This is a genomic window from Streptomyces sp. NPDC037100 (assembly GCF_055606225.1).
Window position 1 is genome coordinate 133,395 of record NZ_JBVJSX010000012.1, and the last position, 17,979, is coordinate 151,373.

Annotated in this window: 22 protein-coding genes, 1 pseudogene and 1 riboswitch; of the genes and pseudogenes, 11 read left to right on the top strand and 12 right to left on the bottom strand. The window is 71.9% G+C overall.

Features of this window, described 5'->3' with window-relative positions:
• Positions 1-41 precede the first annotated feature (41 nt).
• The 9 genes from ACZ7EG_RS32495 to ACZ7EG_RS32535 form a co-directional block, all read right to left on the bottom strand.
• The gene (locus ACZ7EG_RS32495) at positions 42-1,643 is read right to left on the bottom strand and encodes an alpha/beta hydrolase (RefSeq protein WP_471086808.1); all 1,602 of its coding nucleotides are present in this window, start codon (positions 1,641-1,643) and stop codon (positions 42-44) included.
• A 130-nt stretch (positions 1,644-1,773) separates the two neighbouring features.
• Positions 1,774-2,547: an urease accessory protein UreD gene (locus ACZ7EG_RS32500; protein ID WP_471086811.1), complete on the bottom strand. Its 774-nt coding sequence runs from the start codon at positions 2,545-2,547 to the stop codon at positions 1,774-1,776.
• Positions 2,544-3,221, bottom strand: a complete 678-nt coding sequence (gene ureG / locus ACZ7EG_RS32505) for an urease accessory protein UreG (protein WP_471086814.1) — start codon at positions 3,219-3,221, stop codon at positions 2,544-2,546. The genes ACZ7EG_RS32500 and ureG overlap by 4 nt, the downstream gene beginning before the upstream one ends.
• Before the next feature lie 155 nt (positions 3,222-3,376).
• Complete coding sequence (locus ACZ7EG_RS32510; RefSeq protein WP_471086817.1) at positions 3,377-4,051, bottom strand: urease accessory protein UreF; 675 nt, start codon at positions 4,049-4,051, stop codon at positions 3,377-3,379.
• A 10-nt stretch (positions 4,052-4,061) separates the two neighbouring features.
• Complete coding sequence (locus tag ACZ7EG_RS32515; RefSeq protein WP_471086820.1) at positions 4,062-5,783, bottom strand: urease subunit alpha; 1,722 nt, start codon at positions 5,781-5,783, stop codon at positions 4,062-4,064.
• Positions 5,776-6,087, bottom strand: coding sequence for an urease subunit beta (locus ACZ7EG_RS32520; protein ID WP_053674249.1), 312 nt, complete (start codon positions 6,085-6,087; stop codon positions 5,776-5,778). Before ACZ7EG_RS32520 ends, ACZ7EG_RS32515 begins: the two co-directional genes overlap by 8 nt.
• 13 nt (positions 6,088-6,100) lie before the next feature.
• Positions 6,101-6,403 carry an urease subunit gamma gene (locus ACZ7EG_RS32525; RefSeq protein WP_104781970.1) on the bottom strand — a complete coding sequence of 101 codons (303 nt, stop codon included), beginning with the start codon at positions 6,401-6,403 and terminating at the stop codon, positions 6,101-6,103.
• A 113-nt stretch (positions 6,404-6,516) separates the two neighbouring features.
• Positions 6,517-6,645, bottom strand: a complete 129-nt coding sequence (locus ACZ7EG_RS32530) for a hypothetical protein (protein ID WP_471086823.1) — start codon at positions 6,643-6,645, stop codon at positions 6,517-6,519.
• A gap of 50 nt (positions 6,646-6,695) precedes the next feature.
• The gene (locus ACZ7EG_RS32535) at positions 6,696-6,944 is read right to left on the bottom strand and encodes a hypothetical protein (protein WP_471086826.1); all 249 of its coding nucleotides are present in this window, start codon (positions 6,942-6,944) and stop codon (positions 6,696-6,698) included.
• A 60-nt stretch (positions 6,945-7,004) separates the two neighbouring features.
• Between ACZ7EG_RS32535 and ACZ7EG_RS32540 the strand changes: the two are divergent.
• From ACZ7EG_RS32540 to ACZ7EG_RS32555, 4 genes and pseudogenes are all read left to right on the top strand, one after another.
• A pseudogene (locus ACZ7EG_RS32540) lies at positions 7,005-7,097 on the top strand (ATP-dependent Clp protease proteolytic subunit); the annotation flags it as partial.
• 159 nt (positions 7,098-7,256) lie between these two features.
• On the top strand, positions 7,257-7,565 hold the full coding sequence (locus ACZ7EG_RS32545) for a hypothetical protein (protein WP_471087174.1): 309 nt from the start codon (positions 7,257-7,259) through the stop codon (positions 7,563-7,565).
• Positions 7,566-7,931: 366 nt separating this feature from the next.
• A riboswitch (cyclic di-AMP (ydaO/yuaA leader) is annotated at positions 7,932-8,112 on the top strand.
• Positions 8,113-8,115: 3 nt separating this feature from the next.
• Positions 8,116-8,589, top strand: a complete 474-nt coding sequence (locus ACZ7EG_RS32550; RefSeq protein WP_344464487.1) for a C40 family peptidase — start codon at positions 8,116-8,118, stop codon at positions 8,587-8,589.
• An 82-nt stretch (positions 8,590-8,671) separates the two neighbouring features.
• Positions 8,672-9,301: a DUF6328 family protein gene (locus ACZ7EG_RS32555; protein ID WP_471086830.1), complete on the top strand. Its 630-nt coding sequence runs from the start codon at positions 8,672-8,674 to the stop codon at positions 9,299-9,301.
• A gap of 137 nt (positions 9,302-9,438) precedes the next feature.
• Here the strand turns inward: ACZ7EG_RS32555 and ACZ7EG_RS32560 are convergent, their stop codons facing one another.
• The gene (locus ACZ7EG_RS32560; protein ID WP_471086833.1) at positions 9,439-9,897 is read right to left on the bottom strand and encodes an ATP-binding protein; all 459 of its coding nucleotides are present in this window, start codon (positions 9,895-9,897) and stop codon (positions 9,439-9,441) included.
• 213 nt (positions 9,898-10,110) lie between these two features.
• On the opposite strand from ACZ7EG_RS32560, the gene ACZ7EG_RS32565 reads away from it, so the two are divergent.
• Entirely contained in the window at positions 10,111-10,971 is an 861-nt protein-coding gene (locus ACZ7EG_RS32565) for a helix-turn-helix domain-containing protein (protein WP_471086836.1), read from the top strand.
• Between the two features lie 9 nt (positions 10,972-10,980).
• Entirely contained in the window at positions 10,981-11,211 is a 231-nt protein-coding gene (locus ACZ7EG_RS32570) for a DUF397 domain-containing protein (protein ID WP_471086839.1), read from the top strand.
• A gap of 63 nt (positions 11,212-11,274) precedes the next feature.
• Here the strand turns inward: ACZ7EG_RS32570 and ACZ7EG_RS32575 are convergent, their stop codons facing one another.
• Positions 11,275-12,402 carry an 8-amino-7-oxononanoate synthase gene (locus tag ACZ7EG_RS32575; RefSeq protein ID WP_471086842.1) on the bottom strand — a complete coding sequence of 376 codons (1,128 nt, stop codon included), beginning with the start codon at positions 12,400-12,402 and terminating at the stop codon, positions 11,275-11,277.
• 150 nt (positions 12,403-12,552) lie between these two features.
• On the opposite strand from ACZ7EG_RS32575, the gene bioB reads away from it, so the two are divergent.
• From bioB to ACZ7EG_RS32600, 5 genes are all read left to right on the top strand, one after another.
• Positions 12,553-13,725: a biotin synthase BioB gene (bioB, locus tag ACZ7EG_RS32580; RefSeq protein WP_471086845.1), complete on the top strand. Its 1,173-nt coding sequence runs from the start codon at positions 12,553-12,555 to the stop codon at positions 13,723-13,725.
• The gene (locus ACZ7EG_RS32585) at positions 13,718-14,998 is read left to right on the top strand and encodes an adenosylmethionine--8-amino-7-oxononanoate transaminase (protein WP_471086847.1); all 1,281 of its coding nucleotides are present in this window, start codon (positions 13,718-13,720) and stop codon (positions 14,996-14,998) included. The genes bioB and ACZ7EG_RS32585 overlap by 8 nt, the downstream gene beginning before the upstream one ends.
• Position 14,999: 1 nt before the next feature.
• Complete coding sequence (gene bioD, locus ACZ7EG_RS32590) at positions 15,000-15,725, top strand: dethiobiotin synthase (RefSeq protein WP_471086849.1); 726 nt, start codon at positions 15,000-15,002, stop codon at positions 15,723-15,725.
• Positions 15,726-15,809: 84 nt separating this feature from the next.
• On the top strand, positions 15,810-16,709 hold the full coding sequence (gene bla / locus ACZ7EG_RS32595; protein WP_471086852.1) for a class A beta-lactamase: 900 nt from the start codon (positions 15,810-15,812) through the stop codon (positions 16,707-16,709).
• Between the two features lie 218 nt (positions 16,710-16,927).
• Entirely contained in the window at positions 16,928-17,602 is a 675-nt protein-coding gene (locus ACZ7EG_RS32600; RefSeq protein WP_471086855.1) for a class I SAM-dependent methyltransferase, read from the top strand.
• On the opposite strand, the gene ACZ7EG_RS32605 is transcribed toward ACZ7EG_RS32600, so the two are convergent.
• The gene (locus ACZ7EG_RS32605; protein WP_104781954.1) at positions 17,603-17,977 is read right to left on the bottom strand and encodes a fic family toxin-antitoxin system, toxin component; all 375 of its coding nucleotides are present in this window, start codon (positions 17,975-17,977) and stop codon (positions 17,603-17,605) included.
• Positions 17,978-17,979 lie beyond the last annotated feature (2 nt).

Here is a 17,979-nt window from a genome sequence, read left to right on the forward strand (position 1 = left end):
TGTCCCGGCCGCCCCTCACCACCGAACGCAGTCGGTCACGACTACGGCTTCGGCGTGGCGTGCGGCGCGCAGGTCACGTCGGCGCCGTCCAGCTTGCCGGTGAGCAGGTAGCTGTCCACGCGGGGGTTGATGCACGGGTTGACCAGGCTGGTGACGCCGTGGGAGCCCGCGTCCTTCTCCGTGATCAGGCGGGAGCCCTTGAACCGCTTGTGCAGCTCCACGGCGCCCTCGTACGGGGTGGCCGCGTCCCGCTCGGACTGGACGATGAGCACGCCGGGCAGGCCCTTGCCGGTCTTGACGTCGACCGGCGTCTGCTGCTTGGCGGGCCAGGTCGCACACGGCAGGTTCATCCAGGCGTTGGCCCAGGTCATGAAGGGGTGGTCCTTGTGGAGCCGCGTGTTGTCGCGGTCCCACTTGCGCCAGCTGGTGGGCCACTTGGCGTCGGCGCACTCCACGGCCGTGTAGACGGCGTTGCCGTTCTCCGAGGACGCGTTGCCCGCCGTGTCGGACAGGTCGGGGGCGGCGGCGTCGACGAGCGCCTGGGTGTCGCCGGCGACGTACTTGCTGAAGACCGAGGCGGTCGACGCCCAGGCGGAGTCGTAGTACGGGGCGCTCTGGAAGAAGGAGATGAGCTCGGCCGGGCCGACGACCCCGCCGATGGGGTTCTTCTTCGCGGTGGCGCGCAGCTCCAGCCACTTCGCCTGGACGGCGGCGCGAGTGGTGCCGAGGTGGTAGGTCGCGTCGTTCGCGGCGACCCAGTCCTGCCAGTCCTTCCAGCGGCCCTCGAAGGCGACATCCTGGTCCAGGTTGGCCTGGTACCAGATCTTGTCGCGGGAGGGGTTGACGACGCTGTCGACGACCATGCGGCGCACGTGGCCCGGGAAGAGCGTGCCGTAGACGGCGCCCAGGTAGGTGCCGTAGGAGACGCCGAGGAAGTTGAGCTTCTTCTCGCCGAGGGCGGCGCGGATGACGTCGAGGTCGCGCGCGGTGTTCGGCGTGGTCATGTGCGGCAGCATCGCGCCGCTGCGCTCCTGGCAGCCCTCGGCGTACTCGCGGGCCAGCTTGCGCTGGGCGAGCTTGTCGGCCTCGGAGTCGGGCACCGGGTCGGCCTTGGGCGCCTTGACGAACTCCTGCGGGTCGACGCAGGAGATGGGCGCGGACTTGCCCACGCCGCGCGGGTCGAAGCCCACGAAGTCATAGGCCTTGGCCGCGTTGGCCCAGACGGCGTTCTTGTTGGTGACCCGGGTCGGGAAGCGCAGCCCGGAGCCGCCGGGGCCGCCGGGGTTGTAGACGAGCGCGCCCTGTCGCTCGGCCTTGGTGCCCGTGTTGCCGATGCGGTCGACGGCGAGCTTGATCTGCTTGCCGTAGGGCTTGGCGTAGTCGAGCGGCACGGTGACGTACCCGCACTGGATCGGCTTGGCCAGGTTCCAGTCGGCGGGGCAGTCCTGCCAGTCGATGCCGGCCTTCGCGGCCCGGGCGGCGGCGATCGCGGCGCCGCGGGCCTCGCGGTCCTGGCCGTAACCGCTGCCCGCGCTCGCGTTCGCGGTGGGCGCCGCGACGGCGCCGGCTATCAGCGTGGCCGTGACGAGCGCGCCGGCCGAACCGAGCGCCGCCACCCGCTTCTTCGGTCTAGAACCCCTCAAGGGGGACCTCCCCGTACCTCGTTGCGATCAGTACGGAGGATCCTTCCTGTTGTGCGGTCCCTGACAACAGGGTCGGACGCCCTTCTTTGCCAATCCGATAAACGGAGAGGCCGTTCTGCTCTACGGACGCCTACGCCCGCGGGAGCGACGCGAACGCCTCGTCGAGCACTCGCCGCAGCCTGAGGGCGTCCGGCGCCACCGCGGTCACCAGCGCGGCGGGTCCGGCGAGCGGTACGACCGAGGCCCCCTCCCCCAGCACCGTCGCAGCCACCGGCTCGACGGCGAACTCCGGCCAAACGACGACCAGTTGCCCGACGGCCCGATGCCCCGCCAGGACGGCGGGCCCGTCCCAGCCGCCCGGCGCGCCGGGCCCGCAGGCCAGTTCCTGGTCGAGCACGGCCTGCCCGGCGATCCGCACGGTCAGACGGCTCGTGAGGCGCCCCGGTTCCTCACCGACGCGTCCGAGCACCTGCTCCTCGCGCAGCACGAGCCGGGCGGTGGGCGCGAGCTCGACGCGGGTGGTGACGTACAGGTCGCTGCCCTGAGCGGAGATCAACTGCTCCGGCAGCCAGTGCAGTTCGCCGTGATCGGCGACATCGAGCCGGACGTCGTAGCGGGCCTCGCCCTTCGCCTGCCCGGGCAGCGCGATGGTGGCGGCGGCCGACCCGACGGACAGCCGCGCCCCCTCCTCCACCCGCCCCTCCACGGTGAAGTGGTCACCGCCGAGCGGCCCGCTCATCGCGCCGACCAGCATGACCCGAGCCTCAGAGCCGGTGGCCCGGGTGCGCCGCAGCGCCAGGGGCCCGTCACTCTCCAGCACGGGCAGCGAGGTCCCGCCGCGCCCGTCGTCCCGTGCGACGATCCGCGCGAGGGACCGCACCCCGGCACCGGTACGCACGTTCACGCGGTCCACGCGGCGAGCTGCGCACGCACCCACACGGCGACGTCCGCCACCCCGGCCTCGCTCCGCAACGACTGGAAGACGACCGGCAGTTCGGCGCGCTGCGCCTTGGCGTCGGCGGCCATCCGGGCGAGGTCGGAGCCGACGTACGGGGCGAGGTCGGTCTTGTTGACGACGAGCAGATCGGCGGTGGTCACGCCCGGTCCGCCCTTGCGCGGGATGTCGTCGCCCCCGGCGACATCGATCACGAAGATCTGCGCGTCGACGAGCCCCTTGGAGAAGGTCGCGGTGAGGTTGTCCCCGCCGGACTCCACGAGCACCAGATCCAGCGGCCCGACCGCGTCCTCCAGGTCCTCCACCGCTTCCAGGTTGGCGGAGATGTCGTCGCGGATCGCGGTGTGCGGGCAGGCGCCCGTCTCCACGGCGGTGATCCGCTCGGGCGGCAGCACGGCCTCGCGCAGCAGGAACTCGGCGTCCTCGCGCGTGTAGATGTCGTTGGTGACGACGGCGAGCGCCAGCTCGTCCCTGAGCGCCCGGCAGAGCGCGGCAACGGTGGCGGTCTTCCCGGATCCGACGGGGCCGCCGAGTCCGATGCGGAGCGCCCTGCGGGTGCCGTCGGGACGGTGGGCGTCCGCGCTGAGGGCGGTGGGGAGGTCGTGGGCGTGATCGAGGTGCATGTGCGGCTCCTGGTGGGACGGGCCCGGGTTCGCGGGCGATGCGGGATGGCGGGCGCCGCCGTCGGGGTGCGGGTGAGTGGGTGCTGGTCGCGCTCACGCGGCGGAGCCGCACATCGAACACAGCCCCCGGTCTGCGCGGCGCTTCTAGGGGGCGGCTACGAGGCGAACAGGCGTACCGGCCATGCCGCATGCACCTCCGCCCCGATCTCCAGCAGCGGTGCCGACCCCGCGGGCAGGGCGTCGACCCCGTCGTCGACCACCTTCCGGGCCGCCTCCACCGCCCGGTCCGCGACCCGGTCCACCTCCGGGGCCAGCCGGGCCAGCACCCGCGTCGCGTCGAAGGGGTCCAGACTCAGCAACCGCACGGTCGCCGACGCGGGCCCGCTCACGCTCTCGTACGCCGCGCAGTACGCCGCGTCCACCGGCCCCAGTCCCGCCGCCCGCGCCGCCAGCCCCAGCACCACCGGCTGATGCGCCCCCTTGGGGAACTCCCTGCCGAGCGCGTCCAGTTCGGCGGACGGCCAGGTCGCCCGCGCGGCCCGCAGCAGTTGCCGTCCCAGCTTCCGCGCGGCGACCCGCAACGCGGGCGACGGCGTGCGCGCCTCCGCGGCACGGTCCAGCGCGACGGGGTCGATCCCGAGCGCCGCGGCCGCGGACAGTCCCGCCGCCACCAGCCCCGCCGTGTGCAACCGGCCCCGGCAGAACTCCCCCAGGCTCGCCGCCCCACTGATCCGCCCGGCCTTGACCGCCGCCTCGGCACCACCGGAGTGCGCATGCCCCCCGGCGGGAAATCGCCCGTCGGCCAGGACGAGAAGCGCTGCACGTGACATCAGACCATCCTCAGAACAGGAAGTACCGCTGCGCCATGGGCAGTTCGGCCGCCGGTGCAGCCTCGACCAGCTCCCCGTCGATGTGCACGGCGAAGCTGTCGGGATCGACCCGCACCTCGGGCCGCGCGTCGTTCTCCCGCATGTCGGCCTTGGTGACCCCGCGCGTCGACTCGATCGCCGCGAACCGCTTCCCGAGCCCCAGCCGCTCCGGCAGTCCGGCCTCGACGGCCAGGGGCGCGACGAAGTTGAGGGAGTTGGAGGCCGGTGCTCGCCCGATCGCCCCGTACATCGGCCGCGGCAGGATCGGCTGCGGGGTGGGGATCGAGGCGTTCGCGTCGCCCATCTGCGCGTACGCGATCTGCCCGCCCTTGATGACGAGCTGCGGCTTGACGCCGAAGAACGCCGGCTCCCACAGCACCAGGTCGGCCAGCTTGCCGCTCTCCACCGATCCGACCTCCCGGGCCAGACCCTGTGCGAGCGCGGGGTTGATCGTGTACTTGGCGACATAGCGACGGACGCGACGGTTGTCGGCTCGTCCGTCGCCGGGCAGCGCGCCCCGCCGTCGCTTCATCACGTGCGCGGTCTGCCAGGTCCGCATGACGACCTCGCCGACGCGCCCCATCGCCTGGGAGTCGGAGGAGATGATCGAGATCGCGCCCAGGTCGTGCAGCACGTCCTCAGCCCCGATCGTGGACGGTCGGATCCGGGACTCGGCGAAGGCCAGGTCCTCCGGCACCGCGGGGTTGAGGTGGTGGCACACCATCAGCATGTCGAGGTGTTCCTCGGCGGTGTTGACGGTGAACGGCCGGGTCGGGTTCGTGGAGCTGGGCAGCACGTACGACTCGGAGACCACGGTCATGATGTCCGGCGCGTGCCCGCCGCCCGCACCCTCGGTGTGGTACGCGTGGATGCCCCGCCCGGCGATCGCGGCCAGGGTGTCGCCCACGAACCCGGCCTCGTTGAGCGTGTCCGTGTGGATGGCGACCTGGATGCCGGTCCGTTCTGCGACGGTCAGCGAGGCGTCGATGACGGCCGGGGTGGAGCCCCAGTCCTCGTGCAGCTTCAGGCCGAGGGCGCCGCCCCGGATCTGCGACAGCATCGCCTCGTGGGAGACGGTGTTGCCCTTGCCGAGGAGGCCGATGTTGAGCGGATGGGCCTCCATGGCCTCCAGCATCCGCGCCAGATGCCAGGGTCCGGGTGTCACGGTGGTGGCCTTGGAGCCCTCGGCCGGGCCGGTGCCGCCGCCGACCAGGGTCGTGATGCCGGAGGACAGCGCCTCGTCGGCGATCTGCGGGCAGATGAAGTGCACGTGCGCGTCGATCGCGCCGGCCGTGAGGATCCGCCCGTTGCCCGCGATGATCTCGGTCTCCGGGCCGATGACCAGCTCCGGGTCCACGCCGTCCATGGTGTCGGGGTTGCCGGCCTTGCCGATGCCGGTGATCCGGCCGTCGCGGATGCCGACGTCGGCCTTGACGATCCCCCAGTGGTCGATGATCACCGCGCCGGTGATCACCGTGTCCGGGGTGCCCTCCGCGCGCGTGGCCCGCGCCTGGCCCATGGACTCGCGGATGACCTTGCCGCCGCCGAACACGGCCTCGTCACCGGCGAGTCCGGGGCCGCCGGAACGGTCCTCCTCGATCTCGACCAGCAGGTCGGTGTCGGCGAGGCGGATCCGGTCGCCGGTCGTCGGGCCGAACAGGTCGGCGTACGCGGCACGCGAGATCTCAGGCATCGAGGGCACCTCCGGTCTCCCCGCGCAGACCGGGCACCACACGGGCTCCGGCCAGCGGAACGAGTTCGACGTCGACGGGGATCCCGGGCTCGAAGCGCACGGCCGTGCCGGCCGCGACGTTCAGCCGCTTGCCACGTGCGGCGGCGCGGTCGAACTCCAGGCCGGGATTGGCCTCGGCGAAGTGGTAGTGGGAGCCGACCTGTACGGGCCGGTCGGCGGCATTGAGGACGGTGAGGCGGGTGACCTCGCGCCCCTCGTTGTAGGCAATCGGGTCCTCGGCGAACAGGATCTCTCCGGGAATCACGGCGGTCTCCCCGTCAGACGATCGGCTCGTGGACGGTGACGAGCTTGGTGCCGTCCGGGAAGGTGGCCTCGACCTGGACGTCGTGGATCATCTCGGGGATGCCCTCCATGACGTCGTCCCTGGTCAGGAGTTTACGTCCGGAGGACATGAGCTCCGCTACGGTCCGGCCGTCCCGCGCGCCTTCGAGGATGTGCGAGGTGATGAGCGCGACCGCCTCGGGGTGGTTGAGCTTCAGACCACGGGCCCGGCGCTTCTCGGCGACGTCCGCCGCCACGTGGATCAGCAGTCGTTCTTGCTCGTGCGGGGTCAGCTGCACGTCCCACCTCACAGTCGTCGCTCCGGGCCGTGCGGGGCCCGGTTGCCGCGGCCACGGGGCAAAGTGCCAGGTGGCGTGGAGCGGCAGGCTAGTCGGACCGCGTTTCGGGCACGTTAATCCAGTCGTGATCCACCGGTCGGCGTGTCCCCGTCCCGCATGCCGATCAGCGCCCGCAGACCGTCCCGGAGGGCCTCGACCGGCGCCGGCCCGAAGAGGGACTGCTGGGCGATGAACCCGAGCACCGCGGCATCATCGTGCGGGCCACGTGGTCCGGCGCCACGTCCGCCCGGCATCATCCCGGCCTCCTGGTAGTCCTCGACGATCCTCCCCAGGCCGCGCGGACCGAGCCGTAGCCGTCCGCGAGCAGGAGTGCCGGCTCCTCGTTGCGCAGGGTCTCCGTCCACACCTGGACGACGAGCCGCGGGAAGGCGGGCCGGCCGTCGACGACCAGGGACTCACGGGCGGCGAGCGTCCTGCCGAGAACGGAGGCGATGAGTTCGTCGGACCTGCGCGTGATGCGGAAGGTCGTGGACAAGGTCACCGAGGTCTTCCGTCTGCACGGGCACGGGCCTAGTGGCCGGCCCTCCAGTGCTCCGCCGCGATGCCCCTGCCCGAGCCGATCCGCGGTCAGGCGAGCGATCTGGCCATCCAGGCGGATGAGTTGGCCCGCGTCCGGAGCCGGATGGAGGAGATGCTCGCCCTGAACACGGGCCGCACCCGGGAGCAGGTGAGCGCGGACATCGAGCGGGACAAGTCCTCACCGCGCAGGAGGCGGCGGAGTACGGCCTGGTGGACGGGATCATCCCCGGCCGCAAGGCCACCCTCGCCCCGCCGACCGGGCAGTGAGGCCCCGGTGCTCCCGCCCGAACTGCCGTCGCTTCCCGCCCTGACCCGCGCCGAGGCGGAACTGATCGACCGTTACCTCGACGTCGTCGACCTGCTCGGCCGCATCAACCCGGCCCGCGACGGCGACACCTACCGCGGGCTGCGCGCCGCCCAGGCCCTCGTCGGCAAGGTGACCGCGCTGCGTGATGCTCTGGCCCTGATGCACCAGCGGGGCGAGACGGAACTGCACGCCGACACCCTGGTCCGGGCGCTGCGCGTGCTGGACGGTGAGCGGCGCACGGCCCGGCTCACCCTGCCCCCGGAGTCCGTCAGTTGACGCGAAGCCGTCGGTCCGGATGCCCGACGACGGCGGAGCGTTCGGAGCTGAGTTGAAACGGACCAAAAGACGTACCCCTGTTCGGAGTAGGCGGAGGACCGATTTTCGGGCCCTCCCGGTTGCGCAACACGCGTAGCCCGGGGACGGACTGGGGTATTCCGCCGCTGGTCCGACGGTCCGCGAACCCGTGGACAGTGGCGCGAACGCACACGTGTCCACCCGAACGGGTGAGTGGTGAGTAACAACACAAATCCCCGGTTCCGTTGGGAAATCCGGACAGGCATGCGCCAAGATCCCTGTCTGACGACAAGCCCCCGCCGCTGTGGCGGGGCGATCCGGGCGGACGCCGAGTCCTGCCGCCGCCCGGATGACCGGTCGACAGGAGTGGATCGGCAGGAGTGGAGGACCCAAGCACGACGGGTCGCCGGAACGGTCACGCCATGACCGGACCCGAGCAGCCCTTGGGGTGAAGCCGCGTCAGCGGCCGGGCAACTTTGTCAGCCCGAATCCGACAGGTCATCCTTCACAGGCGGCTGACGAAGGGTTGCGCATGACTGCGCTCAATCGTGTCCCGTCGCTCATGGCCCGAGCCGGTACGGCCTCGGCGCTCACCATCGCCGCGGTGGGCGGCTCGATCGTGGCGCCCGGCTTCACCTCCGAGGCCGCGGCAGCCACACCGGCGACCAAGGCACTCCAGATCGCGGCATCCAAGAAGGGTTCGCCCTACAAGTACGGGGCGATAGGGCCGCACCGGTTCGACTGCTCCGGGCTCACGCTCTACTCGTTCAAGAAGGCCGGCAAGAAGCTCCCCCGCACGGCTGCCCAGCAGTACAACAAGACGCGCCACATCTCCGCCAAGAACCGCAAGGCGGGAGACCTGGTGTTCTTCCACTCGGGCAGCAACGTGTACCACGTCGGTATCTACGCGGGTAAGAACAAGCTCTGGCACTCCCCGAAGAGCGGGGACGTGGTGCGACTGCAGAAGATCTGGACCAAGAGCGTCTGGTACGGGCGCGTGAAGTGATCCGCCCGGCGTGCGGCGGCGTCCTTGACGCGCCGCCGCACGCCGGAGCGTGACACGGCCGTAAGTGGATACCCGTGACGTCATGGCCGAGCACCGTCCCTGCACCGCGCGCAACGAGACTCCGCTGCAACGCGCCGACCGCAACTTCGTCGAGCTGCTCCAGGAACTCCGCGTCACCCAGACGGGTGTGCAGATCCTCTTCGCCTTCCTGCTGTCGCTGGCCTTCACCTCGCGCTTCGGGGACCTGGACACGGTTCAGCGCGTCACCTACGTCATCACGCTGCTGCTGGCGGTCCTGGCCGCCGCGCTCTTCACCGCGCCGGCCGCGCTGCACCGCTCCCTCTTCCAGCAGGGCGCCAAGCCCCGCATAGTGCAGGTCTCCTCGCGTCTGGCCACGACCGGTCTGAGCGTGCTGGTGTTCGCGTTCAGCGGTTCGGTGCTGCTGGTGGTCGACGTGACCACGGGCCGGGCCGGTGGCATCGCCGCGGGCGTCGCGACCTTCCTGGTCTGCGTCGGGCTGTGGGGGATACTCCCCCGGCTGGTGCGACGGGCGGGGCTGCACGTGGAACGGGACGGAGCCGGGGAGACCACCGAGGAGGAGCCGGAGGGGGCCGAGATCCGGATCCCGGCACCGCTGCGGCGCACCGTCCGGCAGCCGTCAGAGCTGCGAGGGGCGGCAGCGCACCGGGAGGCGTCGGCGCGGCACCGGTGAGGGCCGCGGGCTCGGGCGGGTCGCACAGCGCGCAGCGGGCCGCGTAGAGCCGCGAGGGTGGCCCGGATGTGGGTCGCGCGGGCCGGGGTGCGTCGAGGCACCCGGTGGGGAGGGCCTTCAGGTCCTGCTGTGACCGGCTACGCCTCCTGCTGGCCCGCCGTCGTCACCGGGCGGACCGGGACGGCCCACGGGAGTTCGATCGAGATGGTCTTGCCGCCTTCGCGGGTGGGGCGGATACGGAGTCTGCCACCGCACTCGGCGGTCAGCCAGCGGATGATGACCAGGCCGCGGCCGTTGTCCTGCTGGACGGCTGCGGGCAGGCGTCTGGGGAAGCGCGGGTGACTGTCCGTGACACCGATGCGCAGCCGTTCGTCGCGATCCAGCTCGACCTCCACGGTGAAGGTGGGCGACTGACCGAAGGTGTGCTGGACGGCGTTGGTGGCGAGTTCCGAGATGATGAGCCGGACGGTGTCGGACACCTCCGTGTCCGTCGGCAGGCCCCACTCCGCCAGCGTGTTCACCACATAGGCACGCGCTGCGGAGACCGAGGCGGGATCGCTCGGCAGAGTGACGGATGCTTCCAGATGGTCTGCCATGGCGACGTCGTCCCTTTCCCACGGGACCGTAGCCCGACACGGAGCGGATGGTTCGAGTACGGTCCCGGACTGGTGCTTCGTCGTCAGACTGCCACCGAAACACCCGTGAAGGTCGGCGATCCACCAAGATATGCATATATCTGTCGCTCAAAGCGGTGAACTCTGCGACACGAAACCGTATTTGGGTGGCTCCGAAGGAGTAAGGAGGAGCCCATGCAGCACGGTCCCGCGGTGCGCCGCCGCAAACTGGGCGCCGAACTGCGCGCGCTGCGCTCCTCGGCGGGGCTCACGAGCGGTGAGGCGGCCCGGCTGGTGGGCTGGCACCAGTCCAAGGTCAGCCGGATCGAGACGGGCACGAGCGGGGTGAAACCGGCCGATGTGCGGTTACTTCTGGATGTCTACGGTGTGACGGACGCCCAACTGCGCGAACTCCTCATGGCGTTGGCGGGCGCCGAGGACAGCGGTGGCCGGCATCACTGGTGGCACGCCTACCGCGGGGTGCTGCCGCCGACCTACCGGGACTTCATCAGCCTGGAGTCCCAGGCCGGCGTGATGCGCACGCTGGAGACCACCGTCGTCCCGGGCCTGCTCCAGACGCCCGAGTACGCGCGTGCGGTGACGCGGGCCGCGGTGGAGGGGCTCCCGGAGGACCGGCTCGACACGCTGGTCGAGGTGCGGCTGGCCCGGCAGGACGTGCTGCGCGCCGATCCCCCGCTGAGACTGAGCGCCGTGCTGGACGAGGCGGTGCTGCGGCGGGAAGTGGGCGGGCCCGGGGTCATGGCCCGCCAGCTTGAACGACTGGTCGAGGCGGCCCGGCTGCCCCAAGTGCGCCTGCAGGTGCTGCCGTTCGCCGCCGGAGCGCACATAGGTGTCACCGGCCCTTTCGTTATCTTCTCATTTTCGAGTACTTCTGATCTGGATGTGGTCGTTCTCGACCACTTGACGAGTAGCCTCTACCTCGAGCGGAAAGAAGACCTCCAGGCCTACACGGAGGCCTTCAACGCCCTTCAGATCCACGCCCTTTCGCCCGAGGACTCGTTGGATTTCATCGCCGGGACAGCCGCCGGCGCGTAAGGAGGCACCATGCGTGCACTGCCTCGTCACGTCCCCTCAAGCATCGAACTGCACGGTGTGCGGTGGTTGCGCAGCAGCTACAGCACCGGCGCGAACAACTGCGTCGAGACCGCGTGTCCTGATGGCCCGCCCTGGGCCGGACTGCTCGCCGTGCGCGACTCCAAGGACCCGGCCGGACCCGCGCTGCTCTTCTCTGCGGAGAGCTGGGCGGCCTTCGCGGCCGGAGTGGACCGTATGTAGGCGCGCTTGCAAACGCGTTCGATCAGCCCGGCATCGTGCGACGCACGGCCCTGTCACGCCGACTCATGGCCGCGTCTCGCCGATCAGCCGTACAGCGCGTTCGATCTGCTGACCGGTCAGGTCCGCGCGGGCGGTCAGCCTGAGCCGTGAGATGCCGTCCGGCACGGAAGGGGGCCGGAAGCACCCCACGGCCAGGCCCGCCGCGCGGCACTGTGCCGCCCAGCGCACGGCGTCCTCGGGAGAGGCCGCCCGCACCGAGACCACCGCGGCGTCCGGACGGACCGCTTCCAGACCCGCGGCGGTCAGGCGTGCGTGCAGTTCGCCCGCCACCGCGCGGGCCCGTGCCGCCCGCTGCGGCTCGCGGCGCAGCAGCCGCAGGGCCGCCAGGGCCGCCCCCGCCGCCGCGGGGGCGAGTCCGGTGTCGAAGATGAACGTCCGGGCCGCGTTGACCAGATGGTCGACGACCCGCGCGGGGCCGAGGACGGCTCCGCCCTGGCTGCCGAGCGACTTGGAGAGGGTGACCGTCGCGACGACGTCGCCTGCGCCCGCGAGGCCCCTCGCGTGCGGAGCGCCGCGGCCGCCGTCGCCGAGAACGCCCAGTCCGTGGGCGTCGTCGACGACCAGCCCTGCACCGTGCTCCCGGCAGGCCTCGGCCAGCGCGGTGAGGGGGGCCGCGTCGCCGTCGACCGAGAAGACCGTGTCGGACACGGCGATCGCCGTGCCCTCGTGGGTCGCCAGCGCTTTGCGCACGGCGTCCGGCTCGGCGTGCGCCACCACCTGGGTGGTGCCGCGGGCCAGCCGGCAGCCGTCGATGAGCGAGGCGTGGTTGCCCGCGTCGGAGACGATCAGGGAGCCGTGCGGAGCCAGCGCGGTGACCGCGGCGAGGTTGGCGGCGTAGCCGGAGGAGAAGACGAGGGCCGCCTCGAAACCGCAGAAATCGGCCAGTTCCCGCTCGAGTTCGGCGTGCAGTTCGGTGGTGCCGGTGACGAGCCGGGAGCCCGTCGAGCCGCCGCCCCAGTCCCGCGCGGCCCGGGCGGCGCCCTCGGTGACCTCGGGGTGTCGGGCCAGCCCGAGGTAGTCGTTGCTCGCCAGGTCGAGGAGCGGCGAATCGGCCGGACGGGGACGCAGAGTCCGTACGAGTCCGGCGCGGGCACGCAGCTCCGCCTGCTCGTCGATCCAGCCGAACGCCATGGGTGGTCCTCCGGGGAATTTGTAGGCAGTGCACAGACACTAGCGGGACTACCAGCAGGTCACTGTGTGGCAATACCCACACCTCGAAGCGACTCTCTTGTGCGAACTCTCCTTGGCCAGGGGCGCCTCCGTAGGACAGGATCGGCTTCCATGGACCTGCTGAACACGCTGGTGGACAAGGGGCTTCGGCGCGAGCTGCCGACCCGCGACGAGGCACTGGCCGTCCTCGCGACGTCCGACGACGACCTGCTCGATGTGGTGGCCGCGGCCGGAAAGGTGCGTCGGCACTGGTTCGGCCGACGAGTGAAACTGAACTATCTCGTCAACCTCAAGTCCGGCCTGTGCCCCGAGGACTGCTCCTACTGTTCGCAGCGGCTCGGCTCGACGGCCGGGATCCTGAAGTACACCTGGCTGAAGCCCGACCAGGCGTCCGACGCGGCGGCGGCCGGGGTGGCCGGCGGGGCCAAGCGGGTGTGCCTGGTGGCGAGCGGGCGCGGCCCGACCGACCGGGACGTGGACCGGGTCTCCGAGACGATCAGGGCGATCAAGGACAACAACGAGGGCGTCGAGGTGTGCGCCTGCCTCGGACTGCTCTCCGAGGGCCAGGCGGAGCGGCTGCGCGAGGCCGGCGCCGACGCCTACAACCACAACCTCAACACGTCCGAGGCGACGTACGGGGAGATCACCACCACGCACACCTACGAGGACCGCGTCGACACCGTGCAGAAGGCGCACGCGGCCGGTCTGTCCGCCTGCTCCGGGCTGATCGCCGGCATGGGCGAGACGGACGAGGACCTGGTGGACGTCGTCTACTCGCTGCGTGAGCTGGACCCGGACTCGGTTCCGGTGAACTTCCTGATCCCGTTCGAGGGCACCCCGCTCGGCAAGGAGTGGAACCTGACCCCGCAGCGGTGCCTGAGGATCCTGGCGATGACGCGGTTCGTCTGCCCGGACGTCGAGGTGCGGATCGCGGGCGGGCGCGAGGTCCATCTGCGCACGATGCAGCCGCTCGCGCTGCACCTGGCCAACTCGATCTTCCTCGGCGACTACCTCACGAGTGAGGGCCAGGCAGGCAAGGCAGACCTGGAGATGATCGCGGACGCCGGGTTCGAGGTGGAGGGCACCGATCAGGTGACGCTGCCCGAGCACCGGGCCGCCGGCGGCTGCCACGACGGGGGCGGAGTGTGCGGCTCCGGCGGCGGGGCGTGCGGCTCCGGCGAGGAACCGCAGGTCGCGGACTCCTCCACGGGCGCCGAACCGCGGACCGACCTGGTCGCCGTGCGCCGCCGGGGTGCCGGGACGGACCTCGCGCCCAATGCCTGAACCGACCGTTTCCGAGCTGCTGGAACTCGACCGGCGGCACGTGTGGCATCCCTACGGTCCGATGCCCGGCCGGCAGGAACCGCTCGTCGTGGAGTCGGCGAGCGGGGTGCGGCTGCGGCTCGCCGACGGCTCCGGGGAGTTGGTCGACGGGATGTCGTCCTGGTGGTCGGCGATCCACGGCTACAACCACCCGGTGCTCAACGAGGCCGCCCGCGAGCAGCTCGGACGGATGTCCCACGTGATGTTCGGCGGGCTCACCCACGAGCCCGCCGTGCGGCTGGCGAAGCTCCTTGTCGACATGTCACCCGAGGGCCTGGAGCATGTCTTCCTGGCCGACTCCGGGTCGGTGTCGGTCGAGGTGGCGGTCAAGATGTGCCTGCAGTACTGGCGTTCGCTGGGCCGCCCCGGCAAGCAGCGGTTGCTGACCTGGCGCGGCGGCTACCACGGCGACACCTGGCAGCCGATGTCGGTGTGCGATCCCCAGGGCGGGATGCACGACCTGTGGACCGGGGTGCTGCAGCGCCAGGTGTTCGCCGACCCGCCCCCGGCGCAGTACGAGGAGGCGTACGCCGAGCAGCTGCGGTCGCTGATCGAACAGCACGCGGGTGAACTGGCGGCGGTGATCGTCGAGCCGGTGGTGCAGGGCGCGGGCGGGATGCGGTTCCACTCCCCCGCCTATCTGCGGGTGCTGCGCGAGGCGTGCGACGCGCACGACGTGTTGCTGGTGTTCGACGAGATCGCGTCCGGCTTCGGCCGTACGGGTGCGATGTTCGCGGCGGAGCACGCGGCCGTCACGCCGGACGTGATGTGCGTGGGCAAGGCGCTGACCGGGGGTTACATGACCATGGCGGCGACCCTGTGCACCGCGCGGGTGGCCGACGGCATCTCGCGGGGCGAGGTACCGGTGCTCGCACACGGGCCGACGTTCATGGGCAATCCGCTGGCGGCTGCCGTGGCCTGCGCCTCGATCGAGCTGCTGATCGGGCAGGACTGGCTCACGGAGGTCAAGCGGATCGAGACGGGGCTGCGGGACGGGCTCTCGGCCGCCTCGGACCTGCCGGGCGTGAGGGACGTACGCGTCCTCGGCGCCATCGGCGTGGTCCAGCTGGATCACGCCGTGGACATGGAGGCGGCGACGCGGGCGGCCGTGCGCGAGGGCGTGTGGCTGCGGCCGTTCCGCGATCTGATCTACACCATGCCGCCGTACGTGACGGGCGAAGCGGACCTGGCGCGGATCGCGCGCGCCGTGTGCGCGGCGGCGCGGGAGGGATGACATGCCGGTACTGGTGATCACGGGCACGGGCACGGAGGTCGGCAAGACGGTCGTGACCGCCGCCGTCGCCGCGACGGCACTGGCGGCCGGCCGGTCGGTGGCCGTGCTCAAGGCCGCGCAGACGGGCGTACGGCCGGACGAGCCCGGGGACGCCGCCGAGGTGGGGCGCCTGGCGGGCCCGGTGACGACGACCGAACTCGCCCGGTATCCCGAGCCGCTGGCCCCGGCAACGGCGGCGCGCCGGGCCGGCCGGGCCCCGGTCCATCCGCACGAGGTCGCGGAGGCGGCGGCCAAACTGGCCACCGAGCACGATCTGGTGCTGGTCGAAGGCGCCGGCGGACTGCTCGTCCGGTTCGACGCGGCCGGAGGGACGCTGGCGGACGCGGCCCGGCTGCTGTCGGCGCCGGTACTGGTCGTGGCGCCCGCGGGGCTCGGCACCCTCAACATGACGGAGTTGACGGCGCGTGAACTGCGCTCCCGGGGGCTGGAGATGGCCGGGATCGTGATCGGGAGCTGGCCCGCGGCCCCGGACCTCGCCGCGCGCTGCAATCTCGCGGACCTGCCCGACGTGGCCGGAGCCCCGCTGCTGGGCGCCGTCCCGGCCGGGTCGGGCGCCCTGTCCCCCATCGCCTTCCGGGCGTCCGCGCCGCACTGGCTGGCGCCGCAACTGGACGGATCGTGGGACGCGGAGGCCTTCCGGGTGCGGGAGGCTCCCGGGGCGTTCTGAGGGTCCGGGCGGGAGGGCGGTGCAACCGGCGCGGATGTGATCGCGTGTTGAACGTTGTACGTGATCGCCTCCGAAGGGACCACCTTGCACGCGAACGGATTACGCCCGTCCCGCCGTACGGCTCTCGCGCTGGGCACGGCCGCCGCTCTCTCGCTGGGCGGCGGCACCGCCCAGGCGTCGACCGGCACCGCCGCGGTCACCGCGCGGCTGCGGGAACTGGAGCAGGAGCACACCGCGCGGCTGGGCGTGTACGCCCGCAACATGCGCACGGGCCGGACGGTGGCCTACCGGGCCGACGAGCGCTTCCCGATGGCCTCGGTGTTCAAGACGCTCGCCGCCGCGGCCGTGCTGCGCGACCTCGACCGCGACGGCGAGTTCCTGGCCCGGCGCATCCACTACACCCAGGCGTACGTCATCAGGTCGGGCTACTCCATCGTCACCGAGAAGCACGTCGCGACCGGCATGACCGTGGGCGAACTGTGCGACGCCACCATCCGCTTCAGCGACAACACCGCGGGAAACCTGCTGCTCAAGGAGCTGGGTGGACCGACCGCCATCACGCGCTTCGCCCGCTCGACGGGTGACCGCGTCACCCGGCTGGACCGCTGGGAGCCCGAGCTCAACTCCGCGGAGCCGTGGCGCGTGACCGACACGACCTCCCCGCGCGCCATCGGCCTGACCTACGCCCGGCTGGTGCTCGGCGACGTGCTGGAGCCCCGGGACAGGGCCCGGCTCACGGACTGGCTGCTGCACAACACGACGAGCCTGGAGAGGTTCCGCAAGGGTCTGCCGGCCGACTGGCTGCTCGCCGACAAGACGGGCGGCGGACAGTACGGCAGCAACAACGACGTGGGCATCACCTGGCCGCCGGACGGCCCGCCGATCGTGATGTCGGTGCTGACCACGCAGCCGGAGGAGGACGCCCCGGCCGACAATCCGCTGGTGGCCGGCGCCGCGGCCCTGCTGGCGGCGGAACTCGCCTAGCCTGACCGCCGACGGCAGGTCGTCGTGGGACCCCTGGCTGGTGACCGGCGCCCTCGGGGTCGCCGGTCTGCTCGCCCTCACTCCGCCGTGCCCGACGGGGTCGGACGGCAGGGGAGCCTTCCGGCGCGTACTCCTGCGGTAGACGGCAGGGATGCGCCGGGCCCGTCCGGGGGACAATCACGGTAAGGCGCAAGGCCGGCCTCGTCAGGGAGGTTCCCATGCCGCTCCGCTCAGGCAAGGTGCCACGGGACGCCGTGCACCATCCGCTGTTCGCCCGCTGCTACGCCCGGATCAGCGTGGCCGCCGAGACCCGGATGGGCATGGGCCCGATACGCGGGAGACTGCTCGGCGGGCTGTCGGGGCGGGTGATCGAGATCGGCGCGGGCAACGGACTGAACTTCGCGCACTATCCGGGCACCGTCGCGGAGGTCGTCGCCATCGAACCGGAGCGGCGGCTGCGGCACCTGGCCGTGGAGGCCGCTCTGCGGGCCGGGGTGCCGGTGGACGTGGTGCCGGGGACGGCCGAGGCGCTGCCGGTCAAGAGCGAGGGCTTCGACGCTGCCGTGGTGTCGCTGGTGCTGTGCAGTGTGCGGGACGTGCCCCGGGCGCTCGGGGAGCTGCGGCGGGTGCTGCGGCCGGGCGGCGAGGTGCGGTTCTTCGAGCACGGCCGGGGCGGCGGACGGGCGATGACCCTCACGCAGCAGGTGCTGGACCGGACGGTGTGGCCGGTGCTGAGCGGGGGCTGCCATGTGGCACGGGAGCCGGTGCGGGCGCTGCGGGACGCCGGGTTCGAGCTCGGCCCCTACCGGCAGGTGCTGATGCCGGCTGAGGGGCCGCGGCTGCCCACCTCGTACTGCGTGCTCGGGACCGCCTGGCGCCCGGTCGGCGGTTGATCACAGGCTCCACTGACGCAGCTCCTGCTCGATCTCCCGCACGGAGGCCTCGCCGCTCTTGACCAGCCGGGCGAGGTCGCGGACCTGCTCGGGCGAGGTGATGACCTTGACGCCGCTGGCGACGAGGTACGCGTAGGCGACGGCGGAGGCGAACAGGGCGTTGGAGCGTTCCAGCGCGGGGACGTGGATCAGGAGCTGGAGCAGGGCGGCGGCGCGGGCGTGCGGGCTGTCGTAGACGGGGACGTCGAACACGGCGGCCTGGTGGCGGGCGACGGCGGCGACGAGGGCTCCCCAGTCGGTGACCTGGGGGTCCCCGGGGGTCTTGTGCTCGGCGAGCATCAGCAGCCAGGCGAGGTCGATCTCGAGGTTGTTCAACG

Coding starts and splice junctions, on each gene's coding strand:
- ACZ7EG_RS32555 (WP_471086830.1), top strand. CDS start 8,672: ATGGCCGAGCACCGTCCCTGCACCGCGCGCAACGAGACTCCGCTGCAA.
- ACZ7EG_RS32515 (WP_471086820.1), bottom strand. CDS start 5,783: ATGCCTGAGATCTCGCGTGCCGCGTACGCCGACCTGTTCGGCCCGACG.
- ACZ7EG_RS32560 (WP_471086833.1), bottom strand. CDS start 9,897: ATGGCAGACCATCTGGAAGCATCCGTCACTCTGCCGAGCGATCCCGCC.
- ACZ7EG_RS32565 (WP_471086836.1), top strand. CDS start 10,111: ATGCAGCACGGTCCCGCGGTGCGCCGCCGCAAACTGGGCGCCGAACTG.
- ACZ7EG_RS32550 (WP_344464487.1), top strand. CDS start 8,116: ATGACTGCGCTCAATCGTGTCCCGTCGCTCATGGCCCGAGCCGGTACG.
- ACZ7EG_RS32570 (WP_471086839.1), top strand. CDS start 10,981: ATGCGTGCACTGCCTCGTCACGTCCCCTCAAGCATCGAACTGCACGGT.
- bioD (WP_471086849.1), top strand. CDS start 15,000: ATGCCGGTACTGGTGATCACGGGCACGGGCACGGAGGTCGGCAAGACG.
- ACZ7EG_RS32575 (WP_471086842.1), bottom strand. CDS start 12,402: ATGGCGTTCGGCTGGATCGACGAGCAGGCGGAGCTGCGTGCCCGCGCC.
- ACZ7EG_RS32600 (WP_471086855.1), top strand. CDS start 16,928: ATGCCGCTCCGCTCAGGCAAGGTGCCACGGGACGCCGTGCACCATCCG.
- ACZ7EG_RS32585 (WP_471086847.1), top strand. CDS start 13,718: ATGCCTGAACCGACCGTTTCCGAGCTGCTGGAACTCGACCGGCGGCAC.
- ureG (WP_471086814.1), bottom strand. CDS start 3,221: ATGCACCTCGATCACGCCCACGACCTCCCCACCGCCCTCAGCGCGGAC.
- ACZ7EG_RS32510 (WP_471086817.1), bottom strand. CDS start 4,051: ATGTCACGTGCAGCGCTTCTCGTCCTGGCCGACGGGCGATTTCCCGCC.
- bioB (WP_471086845.1), top strand. CDS start 12,553: ATGGACCTGCTGAACACGCTGGTGGACAAGGGGCTTCGGCGCGAGCTG.